At 73.2% G+C, this 18,607-nt stretch carries 13 protein-coding genes and 1 pseudogene; 9 read left to right on the top strand and 5 right to left on the bottom strand.

Annotated features, from left to right (window positions below):
- Positions 1 to 48: 48 nt before the first annotated feature.
- Both Ae717Ps2_RS06415 and Ae717Ps2_RS06420 read left to right on the top strand, forming a co-directional pair.
- Positions 49 to 687 carry a class I SAM-dependent methyltransferase gene (locus tag Ae717Ps2_RS06415; protein WP_020623266.1) on the top strand — a complete coding sequence of 213 codons (639 nt, stop codon included), beginning with the start codon at positions 49 to 51 and terminating at the stop codon, positions 685 to 687.
- Positions 684 to 2,114 (top strand): MATE family efflux transporter, encoded by a 1,431-nt coding sequence (locus tag Ae717Ps2_RS06420; protein WP_075333131.1) that lies wholly within the window; start codon positions 684 to 686, stop codon positions 2,112 to 2,114. Before Ae717Ps2_RS06415 ends, Ae717Ps2_RS06420 begins: the two co-directional genes overlap by 4 nt.
- Positions 2,115 to 2,472: 358 nt before the next feature.
- Here the strand turns inward: Ae717Ps2_RS06420 and Ae717Ps2_RS06425 are convergent, their stop codons facing one another.
- Together Ae717Ps2_RS06425 and Ae717Ps2_RS06430 are read right to left on the bottom strand one after the other, a co-directional pair.
- Positions 2,473 to 4,284 (bottom strand): ATP-binding protein, encoded by a 1,812-nt coding sequence (locus Ae717Ps2_RS06425; RefSeq protein ID WP_158071464.1) that lies wholly within the window; start codon positions 4,282 to 4,284, stop codon positions 2,473 to 2,475.
- A gap of 124 nt (positions 4,285 to 4,408) precedes the next feature.
- Entirely contained in the window at positions 4,409 to 5,875 is a 1,467-nt protein-coding gene (locus tag Ae717Ps2_RS06430) for a cation:dicarboxylate symporter family transporter (RefSeq protein WP_075307537.1), read from the bottom strand.
- A gap of 116 nt (positions 5,876 to 5,991) precedes the next feature.
- Here Ae717Ps2_RS06430 and Ae717Ps2_RS06435 point away from each other — a divergent pair, with 116 nt between their 5' ends.
- From Ae717Ps2_RS06435 to Ae717Ps2_RS06465, 7 genes and pseudogenes are all read left to right on the top strand, one after another.
- Positions 5,992 to 6,651 (top strand): response regulator transcription factor, encoded by a 660-nt coding sequence (locus Ae717Ps2_RS06435; protein ID WP_075307535.1) that lies wholly within the window; start codon positions 5,992 to 5,994, stop codon positions 6,649 to 6,651.
- A gap of 9 nt (positions 6,652 to 6,660) precedes the next feature.
- Positions 6,661 to 7,557 (top strand): tRNA pseudouridine(55) synthase TruB, encoded by an 897-nt coding sequence (gene truB, locus Ae717Ps2_RS06440; RefSeq protein WP_075307533.1) that lies wholly within the window; start codon positions 6,661 to 6,663, stop codon positions 7,555 to 7,557.
- A gap of 65 nt (positions 7,558 to 7,622) precedes the next feature.
- Complete coding sequence (locus tag Ae717Ps2_RS06445; RefSeq protein WP_075333133.1) at positions 7,623 to 8,585, top strand: bifunctional riboflavin kinase/FAD synthetase; 963 nt, start codon at positions 7,623 to 7,625, stop codon at positions 8,583 to 8,585.
- A gap of 64 nt (positions 8,586 to 8,649) precedes the next feature.
- Complete coding sequence (locus tag Ae717Ps2_RS06450) at positions 8,650 to 9,189, top strand: helix-turn-helix domain-containing protein (RefSeq protein WP_083695722.1); 540 nt, start codon at positions 8,650 to 8,652, stop codon at positions 9,187 to 9,189.
- Between the two features lie 300 nt (positions 9,190 to 9,489).
- Positions 9,490 to 9,759 carry a 30S ribosomal protein S15 gene (gene rpsO / locus Ae717Ps2_RS06455; protein ID WP_020621572.1) on the top strand — a complete coding sequence of 90 codons (270 nt, stop codon included), beginning with the start codon at positions 9,490 to 9,492 and terminating at the stop codon, positions 9,757 to 9,759.
- Between the two features lie 244 nt (positions 9,760 to 10,003).
- Positions 10,004 to 12,280 carry a polyribonucleotide nucleotidyltransferase gene (locus Ae717Ps2_RS06460; RefSeq protein ID WP_075307529.1) on the top strand — a complete coding sequence of 759 codons (2,277 nt, stop codon included), beginning with the start codon at positions 10,004 to 10,006 and terminating at the stop codon, positions 12,278 to 12,280.
- 64 nt (positions 12,281 to 12,344) lie between these two features.
- Positions 12,345 to 13,684, top strand: a pseudogene (locus Ae717Ps2_RS06465) (M16 family metallopeptidase).
- Between the two features lie 160 nt (positions 13,685 to 13,844).
- Here Ae717Ps2_RS06465 and Ae717Ps2_RS06470 read toward each other — a convergent pair.
- The 3 genes from Ae717Ps2_RS06470 to Ae717Ps2_RS06480 are packed head-to-tail and all read right to left on the bottom strand — an operon-like array spanning position 13,845 to position 18,606.
- Entirely contained in the window at positions 13,845 to 15,539 is a 1,695-nt protein-coding gene (locus Ae717Ps2_RS06470) for an ABC transporter family substrate-binding protein (RefSeq protein ID WP_075333134.1), read from the bottom strand.
- 41 nt (positions 15,540 to 15,580) lie between these two features.
- On the bottom strand, positions 15,581 to 17,653 hold the full coding sequence (locus Ae717Ps2_RS06475; protein ID WP_075307523.1) for an ABC transporter ATP-binding protein: 2,073 nt from the start codon (positions 17,651 to 17,653) through the stop codon (positions 15,581 to 15,583).
- Positions 17,650 to 18,606: an ABC transporter permease gene (locus tag Ae717Ps2_RS06480; RefSeq protein WP_060712828.1), complete on the bottom strand. Its 957-nt coding sequence runs from the start codon at positions 18,604 to 18,606 to the stop codon at positions 17,650 to 17,652. The genes Ae717Ps2_RS06475 and Ae717Ps2_RS06480 overlap by 4 nt, the downstream gene beginning before the upstream one ends.
- Between the last annotated feature and the right edge of the window lies 1 nt (position 18,607).

The following is an 18,607-nucleotide window of genomic DNA, read 5'->3' on the forward strand; positions in this document are numbered from 1 at the left end:
CACGGCGTCGGGGCACGTAGCGTGTCCCGCGAGACCAGGAGGTGTGCGGTGCGATCCGAGCCCGCTGCGGCCCGCGGGGGCGACAGTCACGGCAACGCGTCCAGCGGGTGGCCGGAGTTCCTCCGTGCCTGGCTGCGCAACCCGGCCCGGGTGGGTGCGGTGTGGCCGAGCTCGCCGCGGCTGTCGGCGAAGCTGGCCCGCATCGCGCCGGGGCACGGCGCCCCGGTCGTCGTCGAGCTGGGGCCGGGCACCGGCGCCGTCACCACGCAGGTCAGCAGGCGGCTGCCCCCGGAGGGGCGGCATCTCGCCGTCGAGCTCGACCCGGGCATGGCCCGCTACCTCCAGGAGCGCCACCCGGGCGTCGAGGTCGTGAACGGCGATGCCCGCAAGCTGGGGGCGCTGCTCGCCGAGCGGGACATCACCTCGGTCGACGCGGTGATCTCCGGGCTGCCCTGGTCGCTGTTCGACCGCGTGATGCAGCAGGAGATCCTCGACCAGGTCGTCGGGGCAGTGGGGGAGACCGGCGCGTTCGCGACGTTCGCCTACTCCCACACCCTGCCGATGCCCTCGGCGCGGCGGTTCAAGGCGACTCTGCACGACACGTTCGACGAGGTCGTGATGACCCGGACGGTGTGGCGCAACCTGCCGCCCGCGTTCTGCTTCCTCTGCCGCCGCCCTCGTCGGTGACCCGGCCCGCCCCTCTCGCGGGCGGGCCCCGTGACATCCTCCGGCTCGCCCTGCCCGCTCTCCCGGTGCTGGCGGCCGAGCCGCTGTTCCTGCTGGTCGACACGGCCGTCGTCGGACGGCTGGGTGGGCTGCCGCTGGCCTCGCTCGCCGTCGCGGCGGTGCTCTTCGCGCAGGTCACGACCCAGCTGACGTTCCTGTCCTACGGGACGACGGCGCGCGCGGCCCGGTTCTACGGCGCCGGGCGCCGCTCGGCCGCGGTGACCGAGGGAGTACAGGCGACCTGGCTGGCGCTGGGCGTCGGGCTGCTCGTCGTCGCGCTCGGACAGCTCGCCGCCGCACCGTTGGCGGGGCTGCTCGCCGGGGACCCGGCGATCGCCGAGGGCGCGGTCTCGTGGCTGCGCATCGCCCTGCTCGGTGCCCCGCTGGTCCTGGTGACGCTGGCCGGCAACGGGTGGATGCGCGGGGTGCAGGACACGCGTCGTCCGATGTGGATCGTGATCGGCGGCAACCTGCTGTCCGCGCTGCTCTGCCCGCTCCTGGTGCACGGGGCGGGGGACTGGGCGGGCTGGGGGCTCGAGGGCTCGGCGATCGCGAACGTCGCGGGGCAGGCCGTCGCGGCGTCGCTGTTCCTGCGGGCGCTGGTCGTCGAACGACGGCGCGCCCCCGCCGGTGACCCGGTCCGCTTCGCCCCGGACACCGCGGTCCTCCGCTCCCAGGCGACGATGGGCCGCGACCTGATCGTGCGGTCGCTGGGGTTCCAGGCCTGCTTCCTGTCCGCGACGGCGGTGGCCGCCCGGTTCGGGTCCGAGTCCGTCGCCGCGCACCAGATCGTGCTGCAGCTGTGGGTGTTCCAGTCCCTGGTGCTCGACGCGGTCGCGATCGCGGCGCAGTCGCTGGTCGGGGCCGCCCTCGGTGGTGCTGCCGGCGAGCAGGGTGCTGCCGGCGACCGTGCTGCTGACGACCGTTCTGCCGACGACCGCGCCGGGGGCGACCGTGCGGACACGGGTCCGGCGCGGGCGCTCGCCGCCCGGGTGACCCGTTACGGCCTCGTGCTCGGCTGCGGGTTCGGCGTGCTGTTCGCCGCGCTCTATCCCGTCCTGCCGCCGGTGTTCACCCGCGACGCGGCCGTCCTCGCGGCGATCCCCGCCGCGTGGTGGTTCTTCACCGCGCTGCAGCCGATCGCCGGGGTGGTGTTCGCCCTGGACGGTGTGCTGCTCGGCGCCGGTGACGCGGCCTTCCTGCGCACCACCACGCTGCTCGCCGCACTGGGCGGGTTCCTGCCGATGATCTGGCTGTCCCTGCTGTTCGGGTGGGGGCTGGCCGGGATCTGGACCGGGCTCGCCGCGTTCATGGTGGTCCGCCTGGTCGCGGTGGGGCTGCGGGCACGGTCGGGGCGCTGGGCGGTCCCGGGGGAGATCCGGGCCTGACCGTCCGACCTGCTGCACCCCGCGATGTGGCCCTCCCCGGGCTGCGGGCCCCGGTGGCTCGGTGGCCGGCCTGCTCGGCCCGCAGGAGATGTCCGCCCGGTCGCCGGGGTCGTCGGCCTCGGCCGGGCAGGACGAACGAGTCCGCACCCCTCCGTCGCCGCGACGGGGCCCGTTCGCCGCGGTGCGTGGAGCGACCCGTCGACGGAGTCCGGACGGCCGAGTGGCACACCAGGCACTCTGTGGTGGGGCCCGGAGGTATGTGACGTGCCACTCGGCGCCTCCGGGACGGGGCACCGGACGGGATGTGCCGGGCTGTGGTCGCGTTCCCCGCGGGCCGGGATCCGGTGGCGGCAGGTGGTCAGCCCCGGCCGGTGGCCGAGGTCTCCGGCCGGTGGCCCGGGGCGTCCGGCCGGTCCACCCGGGCGTCCGGGCGGTGTACCGGGGCGTCCGGCCGGTGTACCGGGGGGCCGGGGTCCTCCGGCGGTCCGGTGTCCCCGGGGGGCGCGGCCGGGAGCGGCAGCCGCACGGTGAACACGGCGCCGGTGCCGTCGTCGCGGGCACCGACCGTCACCGACCCGCCGAGGCGGCGGGCGATCCGGTCGACCAGCGCCAGCCCGATGCCGCGGGGGCGGCCGCCGGGCGTCGCACGGGTGCTGAACCCGAACGTGAACAGCTCGCGGGCGGTGTCGGGGGGCACCCCGGGGCCGCTGTCGGCGACCTCCAGGAGCAGCTCGCGGCCGTCGGGCCCGGTGCGCAGGACGACCGCGACCGACCGTTCCCCGGCGCGCCCGGTGACGACCTCGACCGCGTTGTCGACGAGGTTGCCGACCAGCGAGACCAGGTCGTTCGCGGCGAAGGGCAGCCGCAGCTCCGGCAGCACGTCGGGGTCGCAGGCGTCGGTGACGGAGAAGGTGACGTCGTGCTCGGAGGCCTGCCACGCCTTGTCGGCGAGCAGCGCGGCCAGGACCGGGTCGTACACCTCGGCCACGATCCGCGCGCCGGGCCCGCGGGTGCGGTCCAGCGCCGCGGTGCCGGCCGCCGCGGCGTCGGCGGTGTCGCCGAGCTCGATCAGGGTCAGCACGGTCTGCAGCCGGTTGCCGAACTCGTGCGCCTGCCCGGACAGCGCGGCGACGGTGTCGCGGGCCTCGTCGCGCTCGCGCAGCACCCCGGCCAGCTCGGTGCGGTCGCGCAGGGTGAACACCCGCGTCCCCGGGCCCGCGGCCGGCCCGGCGTGCCTGCTGTTGACCAGCAGCACCCGCTCCCCGGCCAGCGCGGCCCGGTCGCGCAGGTCCGAGCGCAGCCCGCTGGTGAGCACGGCCGCGACGGCCGGGTCCATGCCGAGCCCGGTGAGCGGCCGGCCCGGGACGGCGGGGTCGCCGGGGGAGTCGTGGTCGGGCAGGCCGAGCAGCCGCCGGGCCTCGGCGTTGACGACGACGAGCCGCCCGTCGCCGTCGACGACCAGCAGCCCCTCGCCGACGGCGTGCAGCACCGCCTCGTGGTGGGTGTAGGCGGCGGTGATGTCCTCGGGCTCCAGGCCCAGGGTCTGGCGACGCAGCCGCCGGGCCAGCACCACCGCCAGTCCCGAGCCCACGAGCACCGCGACCACGGCCGCGGCGAGGATGCCCGGCAGCCAGCGCAGCGCGAGATCGCTGATCCGGGTCTGCAGCACGCCGACGGACACGACCGCGGCGACCCGGCCGTCGACGAGCACCGGGGTGACGGTGCGGACCGAGGGGCCCAGGGTGCCGGTGTAGACCTCGGTGGAGGTGCGTCCGGCCAGTGCCGGGACGATGTTGCCCTGGTACGGCCGCCCGATCTCGTCGGGGTTGTAGTGGCTGTAGCGGATGCCCTGCGGGGACATGACGACGACGAAGCTGCTGTTCGTGGCCCGGCGGACGCGTTCGGCCACCGGCTGCAGCCGCCCGGCGAGGGTGGCGAGCCCGCCGCCCTCGCCGACCGCGGACACGACCTCGGGATCGGAGGCCAGCGACAGCGCGGTGGCGGTGGTGAGCCGCCCGGCGGCGTCGTGCTCCAGGCGGGTCGCACCGACGACACCCAGCGCGGCGAGCCCGCCGACGGTGAGCAGCACGGTGACGACCTGGAGCAGGAACAGCCGCCGCACCAGCCGCGACCGCCGCAGCGGTGGGGAGGAACGGAACGGCCGGCGCACGGGCCCAGCCTGCCACCGCGGGAGTGGCAGGGGGACCCGTGCACCGGCCGGGACGTCGGCACCCCCGCGGGCCTGCCGGCTCCGCGGGGGTGCGACGGTCATGGGAGGAGGACCCGCGCCGTGGTCAGGAGCCCGCGCCGACCTTCTCGCGGGAGCCGGACTCGGGCTTCTCGGCGCCCTCGGCGGCCTGCTCGATCTGCTCGTCGGCGGCACCGCCCCCGTGCGCGGCCTCCATGTCGGCCTCGACGAGCTTCGGGTCGTCCAGCACCGCGGCGAGCCGCTCGCGGTCGAGCTCGCCGTTCCAGCGGGCGACGACGAAGGTCGCCACGACGTTGCCGATCGCGTTGGTGAGCGCACGGCCCTCGGACATCATGCGGTCGATGCCGACGATCAGCGCGAGACCGACGACGATGGCCTCGGGGGTGAAGAACTCCCCGCCGAAGGCCTGCAGCGACGCGGCCAGGGTGACCAGGCCGGCGCCGGTGACGCCCGCGGCGCCCTTCGAGGTGAGCACCATGAGCACGGCCAGCGCGATCTGCGCGCCGATCGGCAGGTACTCGTTGCCCGCCTGGATGATGAACAGCGCACCCAGGGTCAGGTAGATGCAGGTGCCGTCGAGGTTGAACGAGTAGCCGGTCGGGATGACCATGCCGACGGTCTGCTTGGACGCACCGGCGGACTGCAGCTTGGTGAGGAAGCGCGGCAGCACCGACTCCGACGACGAGGTGCCGAGGATGATCAGCAGCTCGTCCTTGATGAGGCGGATGACCTTGAAGATGTTGATGCCTGCCATCCAGGACACCGCACCGAGGACGACGACGATGAAGAACAGGCAGGTGCCGTAGAAGACCAGCATCAGCTTGAGCAGGTTGATGAGCGACGCGCCGCCCATCTGGCCGACGGTGTAGGCCATGCCGCCGAACGCGGCGACCGGCGCGGCCCACATGATGATCTTGATGATGCCGAAGATGACCTGGGCGATGCCCTCGATGCCGCCGACCAGGCGGCTGCGCAGGGCCGGGTTCAGCGAGGAGATGGCGCAGGCGGCCAGGATGGCCAGCACCAGGACCTGCAGGACCGAGTTGTCCACGAACGGGCCGAAGAAGCTCTTCGGGAGCAGCGAGTCCTGGATGAACGGGATGACACCCGACTCCTGGGCCCCGGTCTCGAACTGTCCCTCGGCCCGGGTCAGCTCCGCTGCGCTCGGTTGCCCCTCGAAACCGGCACCCGGCTGGAAGACGTTGCCGGCGATGAGGCCGAGCGTCAGCGCGATCACCGTCATGATCAGGAAGTAGCCCATGGCCCGCGCGGCGAGCCCCCCGGCCCGGGCGAGGTTGCCCAGCGAGGCGATGCCGACGATGACGGTGCAGAAGATGACCGGGCCGATGATGACCTTGATCATCTGGACGAACGTGTCGGCGAGCCACTTCAGCTCACCGGCGAAGCCGGGAGCGAGGAACCCGACCGCGATGCCGGACGCGATGCCGACGAGCACCCAGAACCAGAGCTGGGTGTAGACCTTCTTCTTGGTCCGGGTGGGGGTGGTGGACCCCGTCCCGGACGAGCCGTCTGCGTTGGCGACCTCGGCCATGTCCGTCCTCCTCGACGTGTTCGGTGCGGACACGATGGAGCCGGGGCGTGTCGTGGGGCAACCGCGGGGGCACCGAGCTTGAGGAAGCTTTGAGGAATCGTGACTAGGGTGGGTCCGTGCGGGTGCTGCTGGTCGAGGACGACGCGGTCCTCGGCGACGCCCTGCGACGCAGCCTCGTCCGCCAGGGATACCCGACCGACCTCGTGACCAGCGGGTCCGCGGCCATCGCCGCCGTCGCCGAGCGGGAGCCCGACGTCGTGCTGCTCGACATGGGCCTGCCCGACCGCGACGGCATCGGCGTCTGCCGGGAGATCCGGGAGCGGTCCCGGGTGCCGATCCTCGCCATCACCGGCCGCGGCGACGTCGCGGCGCGGGTGCAGGGACTGCGCTCGGGCGCCGACGACTACCTGGTCAAGCCGGTCTCCACCGACGAGCTGGTGGCCAGGATCGAGGCCGTCCTGCGTCGTGCCACCGGCGCGGCGGTGGCCGCGACGGTGAGCGTCGGCGACGTCGTCGTCGACCTCGACCGGCGGGCGGTGACCGCGGCCGGCACCGAGGTCGCGCTGACCCGCAAGGAGTTCGACCTGCTCGCCGCGCTCGCCCGCCGGGAGGGAGCGGTGCTGCCGCGCACCGAGCTGCTGGAACAGGTGTGGGGGACCGCCGACGCGTCCGCGGCACGCACGCTGGAGGCGCACGTGGCGTCGCTGCGGTCGAAGCTGGGGGCCCGCGACGTCGTGGTGACGGTCCGTGGAGTCGGGTACCGGCTGGCGCGTTAGCGTCCCGGCGTGCCCGCACGCAACCCGCCCCCGCCGCCCGGCCTCGTGATCGTCGACAAGGACCGGGGCCCGACCAGCCACGACGTCGTCGGGAAGCTCCGCCGGATCATGGGCACCCGCAAGGTCGGCCACGCCGGGACGCTGGACCCGATGGCGACCGGGGTGCTGGTCGTCGGCATCGAGCGGGCCACCAAGCTGCTCGGGCACCTGTCGCTCGACACCAAGGCCTACACCGCGACCGTGCGGCTCGGGCAGGGCACCGACACCGACGACGCCGAGGGCACGCCCGTCGGCGAGCCCGTCCCGGTCGGGGCCGACGACGACGCCGTCCGCGCCGCCATGGCCGCGCTGACCGGGGAGATCATGCAGGTCCCCAGCGCGGTGTCCGCGGTGAAGATCGACGGAAAGCGCGCCTACCAGCGGGTCCGCGACGGCGAGACCGTCGAGATCCCGGCCCGCCCGGTCACCGTGTCGGCGTTCGAGCTGCTCGCGGTGCGCCGTGACGGCCCGTGGTGCGACCTCGACGTCGCCGTCGACTGCTCCTCGGGCACCTATGTCCGCGCGCTCGCCCGCGACCTCGGCACTGCGCTGGGCTCCGCCGGGCACCTGACCGCGCTGCGGCGCACCCGGGTCGGACCCTTCACCCTGGAGCACGCGCGCACCGTCGAGCAGCTCGAAGAGGAACCCGGGCTGTCGCTGGACCTCGCCGCGGCCGTCGCGACGGCGTTCCCGCGGGTCGACCTCGACGCCTCGGCCGCCACCGACGTGCGGTTCGGCAAGTCACTGCCGGCGGCCGGGATCGCGGGCACCTACGGGGTGTTCGCCCCGGACGGCGCCGCGCTGGCCCTGATGGCCGACCGCGGTGCCGCCGCCCGCCCGGTCGTCGTGCTCGCGCCGGCCGGCTGACCCTGCGGGCCGAGCGCGGTCGCCCGCTGCGCGGGACCCGGCCCGGTTCGCCTAGGCTCGCGCCCGTGCAGCGGTGGCGTGGTCTGGAGGCGGTTCCGCCCGGCTGGGGCCGGTGCGTCGTGACCGTCGGCGTGTTCGACGGGGTGCACCGTGGACACCGGCAGCTGATCTCCCGCGCGGTGGAACGGGCGCACGAGCGCGGCCTGCCCGCCGTCGTCGTGACGTTCGACCCGCACCCGGCCGAGCTGATCCGGCCCGGCACCCACCCGGCGCGGCTGTCCACACTCGACCGGCGGGCCGAGCTCGTGGCCGAGGTGGGCGCGGACGTCTTCTGTGTCATCCCGTTCACCGAGGCGCTGTCCCGGATGCCGCCCGCCGGGTTCGCGCACGAGGTGCTGGTCGACCGGCTGCACGCGGCCGTCGTCGTGGTGGGCAGCAACTTCACCTTCGGCCACCGGGCCGAGGGTGACGTCGGGACCCTCGCCGAGCTGGGCCGTCGCTTCGGGTTCGCCTGCGAGGCGCTCGACCTGGTCTCCGACCACGACGTGACCTTCTCCTCCACCTACATCCGGTCCTGCATCGACGCCGGGGCCGTCCGCGACGCCGCGCACGCGCTGGGCCGCTGGCACCGGGTGGACGGCGTGATCGTGCACGGCCACAAACGTGGCCGTGACCTGGGCTACCCGACCGCGAACGTCGCCACCCCGCCGCACACCGCGATCCCCGCCGACGGCGTCTACGCGGGCTGGTTCCGCATCGGCGACCGTCGTCTGATGGGGGCGATCTCGGTGGGGACCAACCCGACGTTCTCCGGGCGGGTGCGCACCGTCGAGGTCTACGTCCTCGACGTCGACGAGAACTTCTACGGCCACGAGGTCAGCGTCGAGTTCGTCGAGCGGCTGCGCGGCCAGGAGCACTACGACGGCGTCGAGGCGCTCGTCGCGCAGATGGGCCGCGACGTGGAGACCTGCCGCGAGATCCTCACCGCGGCCGGCGACGCCACCGGACCCGACTGGGTGCCGGATTAGGTGAAAACCCCCTGCCGGGGCCGAACGACCGCGCCAAACCGCGTGGTCACCGAGGCTGGCAGGCATGGACGACCCCCGCACCGTGGACCCGGTGGCGCAGGAGATCGCGCGCAACCGCGACCGCCAGAGCGCGATCTACGGCGAGCCCCTCGACGAACGCATCCGCCGGCTCACGACCGGCCTCGGCATCACCCAGGCCCGCCTCGCCGCCGCGATCGGGCTGAGCCCGGCGATGCTGTCCCAGCTGGCGGGCGGGCGCCGGGTCAAGATCGGGGACCCTGCGGTGCTGGGCCGGATGACCGCGCTGGACCGGCGGCTCGCGCACGGTCCGGTGCCCGAGGCCGAACGCGAGGTGCTGCTGGCCAGGGTCCGGCAGGAGCCGACGCCGGGTGCACCGACCGGTGCCTGCCGCTGCGCCGGGCAGGCACCCACGACCGGGCCGGCGGTGCCGCAGCCGCGACGGGCCCCGGCCGAGCCGACCGCGGAGGACGCGCTGCGCGGGGTGAGTGCGCCGGCCCGGCTCGTCGCGGCGGCGGCCGAGCTGGCCGCGGCGTTCCCGGAGATCGCCGAGGTGCTGCGCCGGGCCGCCGCCGGACGGCGCTGAGCCCGGCTGCCGACCCCGGGTGCGGACGCGGTGGGGTGACCCGCATCGGTGGCCGCGGTGGTCCACCGGGTCCCGCCGCGTGCCGGGACACCGGAGCACACAACGCCGGGACACCGGACCACACACCGGGGTGACGCGGGTCGGCGGCGGTCGGCGCACCCGTCGCTGGTACCGTTTCACCTCGGGTCCGGCTGCAGTCCGTGGCGGCCGCGACCGACTTCCTGCCGTCCCGCCGGTTCACCCGGGTTTCGTCGGACGTCACGGCCCCACGGACCGTCTCAAGGATGAAGGAGTTGAGCAGTGGCACTGACCACCGCCGAGAAGAAGAGCACGCTCGAGCAGTACGGCACCCACGCCACCGACACCGGGTCCCCCGAGGCCCAGGTCGCGCTGCTGACGCAGCGCATCGTCGGCCTGACCGAGCACCTGAAGCAGCACAAGCACGACCACCACAGCCGGCGCGGCCTGCTGCTGCTGGTCGGTCGTCGTCGCCGGCTGCTCAAGTACCTGCGCGAGGTCGACGTCGCCCGCTACCGCGCGCTGATCGAGAAGCTGGGTCTGCGCCGCTGACCCGCCTGGGGCGACCCGGCACCGGTTCCCGGTGCCGGGTCGTTCCGTAACACCGAGCGACACAACTGAACAGAGCCCGCCACGCGAGGCGACCGGACATCCGCCGGTCCTCGGTAGTGGCCCCCGGAGCGCGACGCGCGGCCGGGGGCTTCGATCGAAGACCGGCCCAGCAGGGGATCGAGCCGGCGCCACGGTGGTGGGGGTAGACGAAGACCACTCCCAACGACGAGGAGAACACCCCCGTATGACTGACGTCATCTCCGAGGACGGCGTGCACGAGAGCACCGCCGTCATCGACAACGGCACCTACGGCACCCGCACCGTCCGGTTCGAGACCGGCAGGCTCGCGCGCCAGGCTGCCGGGTCCGTCGTCGCGTACCTCGACGACGAGACCATGCTGCTGTCCGCCACGACCGCCTCGAAGCGGCCGAAGGACCAGTTCGACTTCTTCCCGCTCACGGTGGACGTCGAGGAGCGGATGTACGCCGCGGGCCGGATCCCCGGCTCGTTCTTCCGCCGCGAGGGCCGCCCGGGCACCGACGCGATCCTGACCTGCCGCCTCATCGACCGCCCGCTGCGCCCGTCCTTCGTGGACGGTCTGCGCAACGAGATCCAGGTCGTCGTGACGGTCATGTCGCTCGACCCGAAGGACCCCTACGACGTCGTGGCGATCAACGCCGCGTCGGCGTCCACCCAGCTCGCCGGCCTGCCGTTCTCCGGCCCGGTCGGCGGCGTCCGCGTCGCGCTCATCGCGAACGAGGCGGGCACCGACACCCAGTGGGTCGCCTTCCCGACCCACGACCAGCTCGACCGCGCCGCGTTCGACATGGTCGTCGCGGGCCGCATCGTGGGCGACGACGTCGCGATCATGATGGTCGAGGCCGAGGCCACCGAGAACACGATCGAGCTGATCGCGGGCGGCGCCACCGCCCCGACCGAGGGCGTCGTGGCCGACGGCCTCGAGGCCGCGAAGCCCTTCATCCGCTCGCTGTGCATCGCCCAGCAGCAGCTGGCCGACGTCGCCGCCAAGCCGACCGGCGACTACCCGGTGTTCCCGGCCTACCAGCCGGACGCCTTCGAGGCCGTCTCCGAGGCCGTCGAGCAGGAGCTGGCGCAGGCGCTGACCATCGCCGGCAAGCAGGAGCGCGAGACCCGCACCGACGAGATCAAGGCGTCGGTGCTCGAGAAGCTCGGCGAGCGCTTCGTCGGCCGCGAGTCCGAGCTCGGCAACGCGTTCCGCGCGCTGAACAAGAAGCTGGTCCGCCGCCGGATCCTGACCGACCAGGTCCGGATCGACGGCCGCGGCCTGACCGACATCCGGCCGCTGTCGGCCGAGGTCGAGGTCGTCCCGCGGGCGCACGGCTCGGCGCTGTTCGAGCGCGGCGAGACCCAGATCATGGGTGTCACCACGCTGAACATGCTCCGCATGGAGCAGCAGATCGACCAGCTGGGGCCGGAGACGCGCAAGCGCTACCTGCACCACTACAACTTCCCGCCGTACTCGACCGGTGAGACCGGTCGCGTCGGCTCGCCGAAGCGCCGCGAGATCGGCCACGGCGCGCTCGCCGAGCGGGCCCTGATCCCGGTCCTGCCGAACCGCGAGGAGTTCCCCTACGCGATCCGCCAGGTCTCCGAGGCCCTCGGCTCGAACGGCTCGACCTCGATGGGCTCGGTCTGCGCGTCCACGATGTCGCTGCTCAACGCCGGTGTGCCGCTGAAGGCGCCGGTCGCGGGCATCGCGATGGGCCTGGTGTCCGACGAGGTCGACGGCCAGACGCGCTACGTCGCGCTGACCGACATCCTCGGCGCCGAGGACGCCTTCGGCGACATGGACTTCAAGGTCGCCGGCACCAAGGAGTTCGTCACGGCGCTGCAGCTGGACACCAAGCTGGACGGCATCCCGTCCGAGGTGCTCGCCGCCGCGCTGAACCAGGCCAAGGACGCCCGCCTGACCATCCTCGAGGTGATCGGCGAGGCCATCGACGGCCCGGACGAGATGAGCAAGTACGCGCCGCGGGTCACCGCGGTGAAGGTCCCGGTCGACAAGATCGGCGAGGTCATCGGCCCGAAGGGCAAGATGATCAACTCGATCACCGAGAAGACCGGCGCCGACATCTCGATCGAGGACGACGGCACGATCTACGTCGGTGCGAACGACGGCCCCTCCGCGGAGGAGGCGATCGGCATGATCAACGCGATCGCCAACCCGCAGCTGCCGAAGGTCGGCGAGCGCTTCCTGGGCACGGTGGTCAAGGCCGCCGCGTTCGGTGCCTTCGTCTCGCTGGTCCCCGGCAAGGACGGCCTGGTCCACATCTCGAAGCTCGGCAACGGGAAGCGGATCAGCAAGGTCGAGGACGTCGTCAAGGTCGGCGACAAGCTGCGCGTCGAGGTCACCGACATCGACAACCGCGGCAAGATCTCGCTGATCCCGGTGGTCGACGAGTCCGCGGTCGCGGAGGCGCCCGCCGAGGGCGTCGTCGACGCCGAGGCTCCGGCCGAGGCCGCCGCCAACCCGAGCTGAACTGTTGGCATCTGAGAACGACCACGCGACGGCGGCCCGGGACTCCTCCCGGGCCGCCGCCCGTGTGTCCCCGCTCCCCGACGCCGACTCCGGTGACACCGTCCGCCGCAGCGATCTGCCCGGCGGGGTGCGGCTGGTCACCGAGGCCGTGCCCGGGGTCCGCTCGGTGGCACTCGGCATCTGGATCGGGATCGGCTCGGTCGACGAGACACCCGAGCAGGCCGGCGCCGCGCACTTCCTGGAACACCTGCTGTTCAAGGGCACCCGGCGGCGCACCGCGGCGGGCATCGCCGAGGAGATGGACGCCGTCGGCGGTGAGCTGAACGCGTTCACCGCCAAGGAGCACACCTGCTACTACGCCCACGTCCTCGACACCGATGTGGCGCTCGCGGTGGACGTGCTGGCCGACGTCGTCACCGACGCCGAGCTGGCGCACACCGACGTCGAGCTGGAACGCGGCGTAGTGCTCGAGGAGATCTCGATGCGCGACGACGACCCGGAGGACCTGCTCGGCGACCTGTTCGACGAGACCCTGTTCGGCGACCACCCGCTGGGGCGCCCGGTGATCGGCTCCGAGGAGTCGGTCCGGGCGATGAGCCGCGACACCCTGCACAGCTTCTGGCGCGGGCAGTACACGGCGCCGCGGATGGTCGTCGCCGCGGCCGGGAACCTCGACCACTCCCACGTCGCCGAGCTCGTGGCCGCCGCCCTCGGCGCGGCCGCGCGGCACCACGAGGGGGCCCGTCCGGTGCCCCCGCGCAGCGCCACAGGTGTCCGCCCGGTCCGCACCGGTGCCCTCGGGCTGCTCGACGACGAGTCAGAGCAGGCCCACGTGATGCTCGGCGTGCCCACCGCGGGCCGCGCCGGCCGCGGCCTCCCGGTGCTCGCCGTCCTCAACTCCGCCCTCGGCGGGCGGGGGGGGGGGGGGGGGGGGGGGGGCTGTCCTCGCGGCTGTTCCAGCAGGTCCGGGAGCAGCGCGGGCTGGCCTACCAGGTCTACTCCTCGACGGTGCGCTACGCCGACGCCGGCGCGCTGTCGGTGTACGCCGGATGCGCCCCCGAACGCCTCGGCGAGGTCGTCGCCGTGGTGCGCGACGTGCTCGGCGAGGTCGCGGCCGACGGACTGACCGAGGCCGAGGTCGTCCGTGCCCAGGGCGCCCTGCGCGGGGGACTGGTGCTGGGCTGCGAGGACACCGCGTCGCGGATGAACCGGCTCGGCCGCGCCGAGCTGGACCACGGGCGGCAGCGGTCGCTGGCCGACAGCCTCGCCCGCATCGACGCGGTCACCCCGGGCGAGGTCGCGGCGCTGGCCGCGGACCTGCTGGCCCAGCCGCTGACGGCGGCCGTCGTGGGGCCCTACGCCGACGTCGACGACCTCCCGGTCGCCCTGCGGGACCTGGCCTGACCCCACCCTTTCGGCCGCCTCGCCGGGCGGCTTCCTACGCACGAACGGGCCCCTCGTACGAACTTCCGTACGAGGGGCCCGTTTCGTGTGTCGAGGAGGCAGAGGCGGAGCCCCGGACCCGGTGCGGGTCCGGGGCTCCGTCGGTGTGGTGCGGGGTCGCTCAGGATCCGTTCTGCCAGCCGAGGGTCTCGGGCAGCGGGTTGAAGGCGAACAGGCTTGCGCCCCAGTTCGCGAGCCCGGGCTTGGTGGCCCAGATCGCGGGGCCCGAGTAGACCGGGAGCAGCCCGTACGTCGCGAATGCCTTCTTCTCCACCGCGTTCGCGGCGGCGTACTGCTCGTCGGCGGTCGGCAGGGTGTTGACCTTGCGCAGCTCCTCGTCGAGCGCGGCGGTGCCGGTGCCGGTGCCGGACTTGTTCAGCGTCGAGTCCGAGCAGTACTGCTGGCAGATGTAGGCGACGCCGTACGGGTCCGAGGACTTGAATCCGCTGAAGACCATGTCGAACTCCTTGTTCGCCATGACCTTCGAGAAGTCGGTCGAGGGTACGACGCGGACCTTGAGGTCGACGCCGATGTTCTTCAGCATGGCCACCATGGCACCCGAGGACGCCCGCTTGGTGGGGGTGTCTCCGGTCTGTACGTAGGTGAAGGTCAGTGGCTGACCGCCCTTGGTCCGGACGCCGTCCGGGCCGGCGACCCAGCCCGCGGCGTCGAGGCCCTGTTTCGCGCGCTCCGGGTCGAAGGCGACCGCGGCGGCGAGGTTGTCCTCGTAGCCCTTCTGGTAGGGCTGCAGCACCAACGACCCACCGGGGTCCTCGGTGTAGTCGAGCCCCTGGAACGCGATCTTGGCGAGCTGGGTTCGGTCGATGGCGTCGAACACCGCCTTGCGGACCGCGGGGTCCTTGAGGACCGGGGTGGTGCTGTTGAGCGTCAGCAGGAAGTTGGCCGGGGTCCCGGAGATGCGGATGTCGGCGTTCGGCACGCTGCGGGCCTGGGCGAGCAGGTCGGCGGTTTCCGCCTCGGCGGCGTCGATCTGCCCGTTGCGGAAGGCGTTGACCTTCGCCTGCGTCTCCATCTGCACCAGGGTGATGCGGTCGAGCTTGCCCTTCTTGCCCCACCACTTCGGGTTGCGCTCGAAGGTGAGCGTCGAGTTCTGCTTGTCGAAGTTCGACAGGACGTACGGGCCGGCGCCCCACTCGGGATGCGGGTTGTTCAGGTAACCCTTGTTGAAGACGTCCGGGGTGGCCGCCTTCGGGTGCAGCAGGTTGTTGAAGAGGCCCTGCCACCACGGGTTGGGCCCGTTGAAGGCGACGACGGCCTGCTTGTCGTCGGCACCGCGGGTCACCGAGGTGATCCGGTCGTAGCCGTCGGTGGAGTTCGGGATGAAGGCGCTGTCCTTGCCGTTGTTGGCCTTCCAGGTCGACTCGAAGGCCCGCCAGTCGATCGGCGTGCCGTCGTTGAAGACGGCCTTCGGGTTGATCGTGTAGGTGACGGTGGTCTTCCCGCCGTTGTCGACGGCGTCGGCCTTGGTCACGTAGTCCGGGTTGATCACCGGCTCACCGGTGGGGGTGAAGGTGATGACCATGGGGTTGTAGAAGCCCCAGGCCAGACGGGTGTCCGTCGTCATGTCGCCCTGGAACTGGTTGAACTGCGGGTTCAGGTCCGAGCGGAACGGCAGGGTGACCTGGCCGCCGTCCTTGACGTTCTCGTAGGGCTGGGCGTTGTACGACGGCGTCGTCGACAGCGACTCGGCCGTCTGCGCGGGCCCGCCGGAGCCACCTCCGCCACAGCCCGCCAGCACCAGGGCCAGCGCCGCGACGGCGGCGGTGGTCGCCCCGCGTCGGATGGGTCTGCGCATGTCTCTCCTTCGTTCGGTTCCCCGGTCGGGGTTGAGGTGGGTCAGCGGAAGTGGCAGGCGTTGCGGTGGTCGGAGTCTGCGTCGCTCGCGCCGTCCTTGACCAGGAGCTCGGGGGTCTCGCCGGCACAGCGCGAGCGCTCGTGCTCGGACAGCGTCCGGGCCAGCGGGCAGCGGCCCAGGAACGCGCAGCCCGGCGCGTCGTCGGTCGGGCTGGGCAGGTCCCCGGAGAGCACCACCCGCTGCCGGGTCCGTTCGACCTGCGGGTCCGGCACCGGGATCGCCGACAGCAGCGCCTGGGTGTAAGGGTGCTGCGGGTTGCCGAACACGTCGGCGACCGCGCCGGACTCCACGATCCGGCCCAGGTACATGACCGCGACCCGGTCCGCGACGTGCCGCACCACCGACAGGTCGTGCGCGACGAACAGGTAGCTCAGCCCCAGCTCGCGCTGCAGTGCGGTGAGCAGGTTCAGCACCCCGGCCTGCACCGAGACGTCGAGGGCGGACACCGGCTCGTCGAGCACCAGCAGCGACGGCTTCGTCGCCAGCGCGCGGGCGATCCCGATGCGCTGGCGCTGCCCGCCGGAGAACGCCGCCGGGAACCGGTCGACGTGCTCCGGGTCCAGACCGACCAGCGCCATCAGCTCGTCGACCCGGGTGGCGACCCGGTCCCGGTCGGTCCAGCCGGCCGCCCGCAGCGGTTCGGTGAGGATGTCGCCGACCGTCATGCGCGGGTCGAGCGCGCCCATCGGGTCCTGGAACACGATCTGGATCTCGCGACGCAGCGCGGCGATGTCGCTGCGGCCGCGCAGCGTGGCGACGTCGGTTCCGGCGATCTCGATCGTCCCGCTCTCCGGCGGGAGCAGGTTCATGATCTCCAGCAGCGTCGTGGTCTTGCCGCAGCCGGACTCGCCGACCAGGCCGAGGGTCTCACCGCGGCGGATGTCGAGGTCCACGTCGGCGACGGCGTGCACCGTGCCGACCCGGCGTCGCACCAGGGACCCCTTCATCAGGGGGAACGTCCTGCGCAGGTGGCTCACCGACAGCACCGCGGGACGGGTCTCGCGGTCGCCGGCGCGGTCGTCGTCGAGGAGGAGGTCCGGAACGGCGAACACGGGCTCGCCGTCGATCGCACCGTCGACGATCTCGCCGGTCCGCACGCAGGCGGCGGCGTGGCCGTCGCGACCCGGGACGGGCCGAAGCGGCGGCTCGGCGGTGCGGCAGGCGTCGACGGCGACCGGGCAGCGCGGCGCGAACGGGCAGCCCGTCGGCAGGTCGGTCGGTGCGGGCGGGCTGCCGGGCACCGGGACCAGCGGGCGCCGCTCGACGCTGTCGACGCGGGGGACCGCGCCGAGCAGACCGATCGTGTACGGCATCCGCGGCGCGGCGAACAGCTCGTCCACCGGGGCCGTCTCGACCGGGCGCCCGGCGTACATGACGAGCACGTCGTCGGCGACCCCGGCGACCACTCCCAGGTCGTGGGTGATCATGACGACGGCGGCGCCGGTCTCGTCACGCGCCACCTTCAGCACGTCGAGGATCTGTGCCTGCACGGTGACGTCCAGGGCGGTCGTCGGCTCGTCGGCGATGATCACCGACGGGTCGTTCGCGATCGCCATCGCGATCATCACGCGCTGACGCATGCCGCCCGAGAACTCGTGCGGGAAGGCGCGCACGCGTCGTCGAGGATCGGGGATGCCGACCAGGTCGAGCAGCTCGACCGCACGTTCGCGGGCCTTCGCGCGGCCGATGTCGCGGTGGATCTGCATGGCCTCGACGAGCTGGTCGCCGACGGTGAAGATCGGTGTCAGCGAGGACAGCGGGTCCTGGAAGACCATCCCGATGTCGTTGCCGCGGATCCCGGACAGCTCCTCGTCGGACAGTCCGACCAGCTCGCGGCCGGCCAGGGTGATCGAGCCCGTCACCGACGCCGTCTCGGGCAGCAGGCCCATCACGGCCAGCGAGGTCACCGACTTGCCGGATCCGGACTCGCCGACGATGCCGAGCGTGCGCCCGGGCAACAGGTCGAAGTCGACGCCGCGGACGGCCGCCACCCGGCCGGCCTCGGAGGGGAACGCGACGGTCAGGTCGCGCACGGACAGCACGGGGGCGTTCATGCGCTGCCTCCGGCCCGGGACGTCGGGTCGAGGGCGTCGCGCAGGCCGTCGCCGACGAACGCGAGCGACGCGGTCAGCAGCACCAGCAGCACCGACGGCACGATGAAGATCCACGGCGCGGTCGCCATCGACGAGCCGCCGTCGGCGAGCATCGTGCCCAGCGAGACGTCGGGGATCTGCACGCCGAACCCGATGAACGACAGCGCGGTCTCGCTCTGCACGGTGCTCGCCACGTTCAGGGTGAAGGTGACGATGAGCAGCGAGCCGATGTTCGGGATGAGGTGGCGGAAGACGATCCCCGGCCCGGACACCCCCATGAAGCGGGCGGCCGAGACGTACTCGCGTTCGCGCAGCGTCGTCGCGACGGTCCAGACCACGCGGGCGGTGGTCATCCAGCCCAGCAGGGTCAGGGCGACGATCAGGATCCGGTAGTCGCCCGACCCCCACTGGGAGGCCAGCGCCAGGATCAGGAACGACGGCACCACCATCAGGAAGTGGACGACCGTGAGCAGGACGCGCTCGCCGCGCCGGGCCCAGGTCCGCCCGCCGCCCAGGTAGGCCGCGCCCGCCCCGACCACCGCGGCGATCAGGGTGGTCAGCAGCGAGACCGTGACGGCGATGGTCAGTGAGCGCTGCAGGCCGTGCACGGCCTGGGCGTAGACGTCGTTACCGCCGGCCGTGGTGCCCAGCGGGTGGTCCAGCGACGGCGCCGCGGTCAGCGCCGCGAAGTCGACGTCGGTGTGGTCGTAGGGGGAGAGGAACCCGCCGACCAGGGAGAACAGCACCAGCAGACCGAAGACGACCAGACCTGCCATCGCGGGCCGGTTGCGCCGGTAGCGACGCCAGACCAGCGCGGCGCGGGCACCCCGGCGACGACGGGGTGCGCCCGGCCCCGGGGCGCCGTCGGCACCGTCGGAGACGGTGGGGGCGAGCTCGGGCATGTTCAGGCTCATG

Source organism: Pseudonocardia sp. Ae717_Ps2 (assembly GCF_001932475.1).
Taxonomy (GTDB): Bacteria; Actinomycetota; Actinomycetes; order Mycobacteriales; family Pseudonocardiaceae; genus Pseudonocardia.

Excerpts from the sequence above, each read along its gene's own strand:
- Ae717Ps2_RS06430 (WP_075307537.1), bottom strand. The coding sequence starts at position 5,875 with ATGGCCGAGGTCGCCAACGCAGACGGCTCGTCCGGGACGGGGTCCACC.
- Ae717Ps2_RS06450 (WP_083695722.1), top strand. The coding sequence starts at position 8,650 with ATGGACGACCCCCGCACCGTGGACCCGGTGGCGCAGGAGATCGCGCGC.
- Ae717Ps2_RS06460 (WP_075307529.1), top strand. The coding sequence starts at position 10,004 with ATGACTGACGTCATCTCCGAGGACGGCGTGCACGAGAGCACCGCCGTC.
- Ae717Ps2_RS06470 (WP_075333134.1), bottom strand. The coding sequence starts at position 15,539 with ATGCGCAGACCCATCCGACGCGGGGCGACCACCGCCGCCGTCGCGGCG.
- Ae717Ps2_RS06475 (WP_075307523.1), bottom strand. The coding sequence starts at position 17,653 with ATGAACGCCCCCGTGCTGTCCGTGCGCGACCTGACCGTCGCGTTCCCC.
- Ae717Ps2_RS06480 (WP_060712828.1), bottom strand. The coding sequence starts at position 18,606 with ATGAGCCTGAACATGCCCGAGCTCGCCCCCACCGTCTCCGACGGTGCC.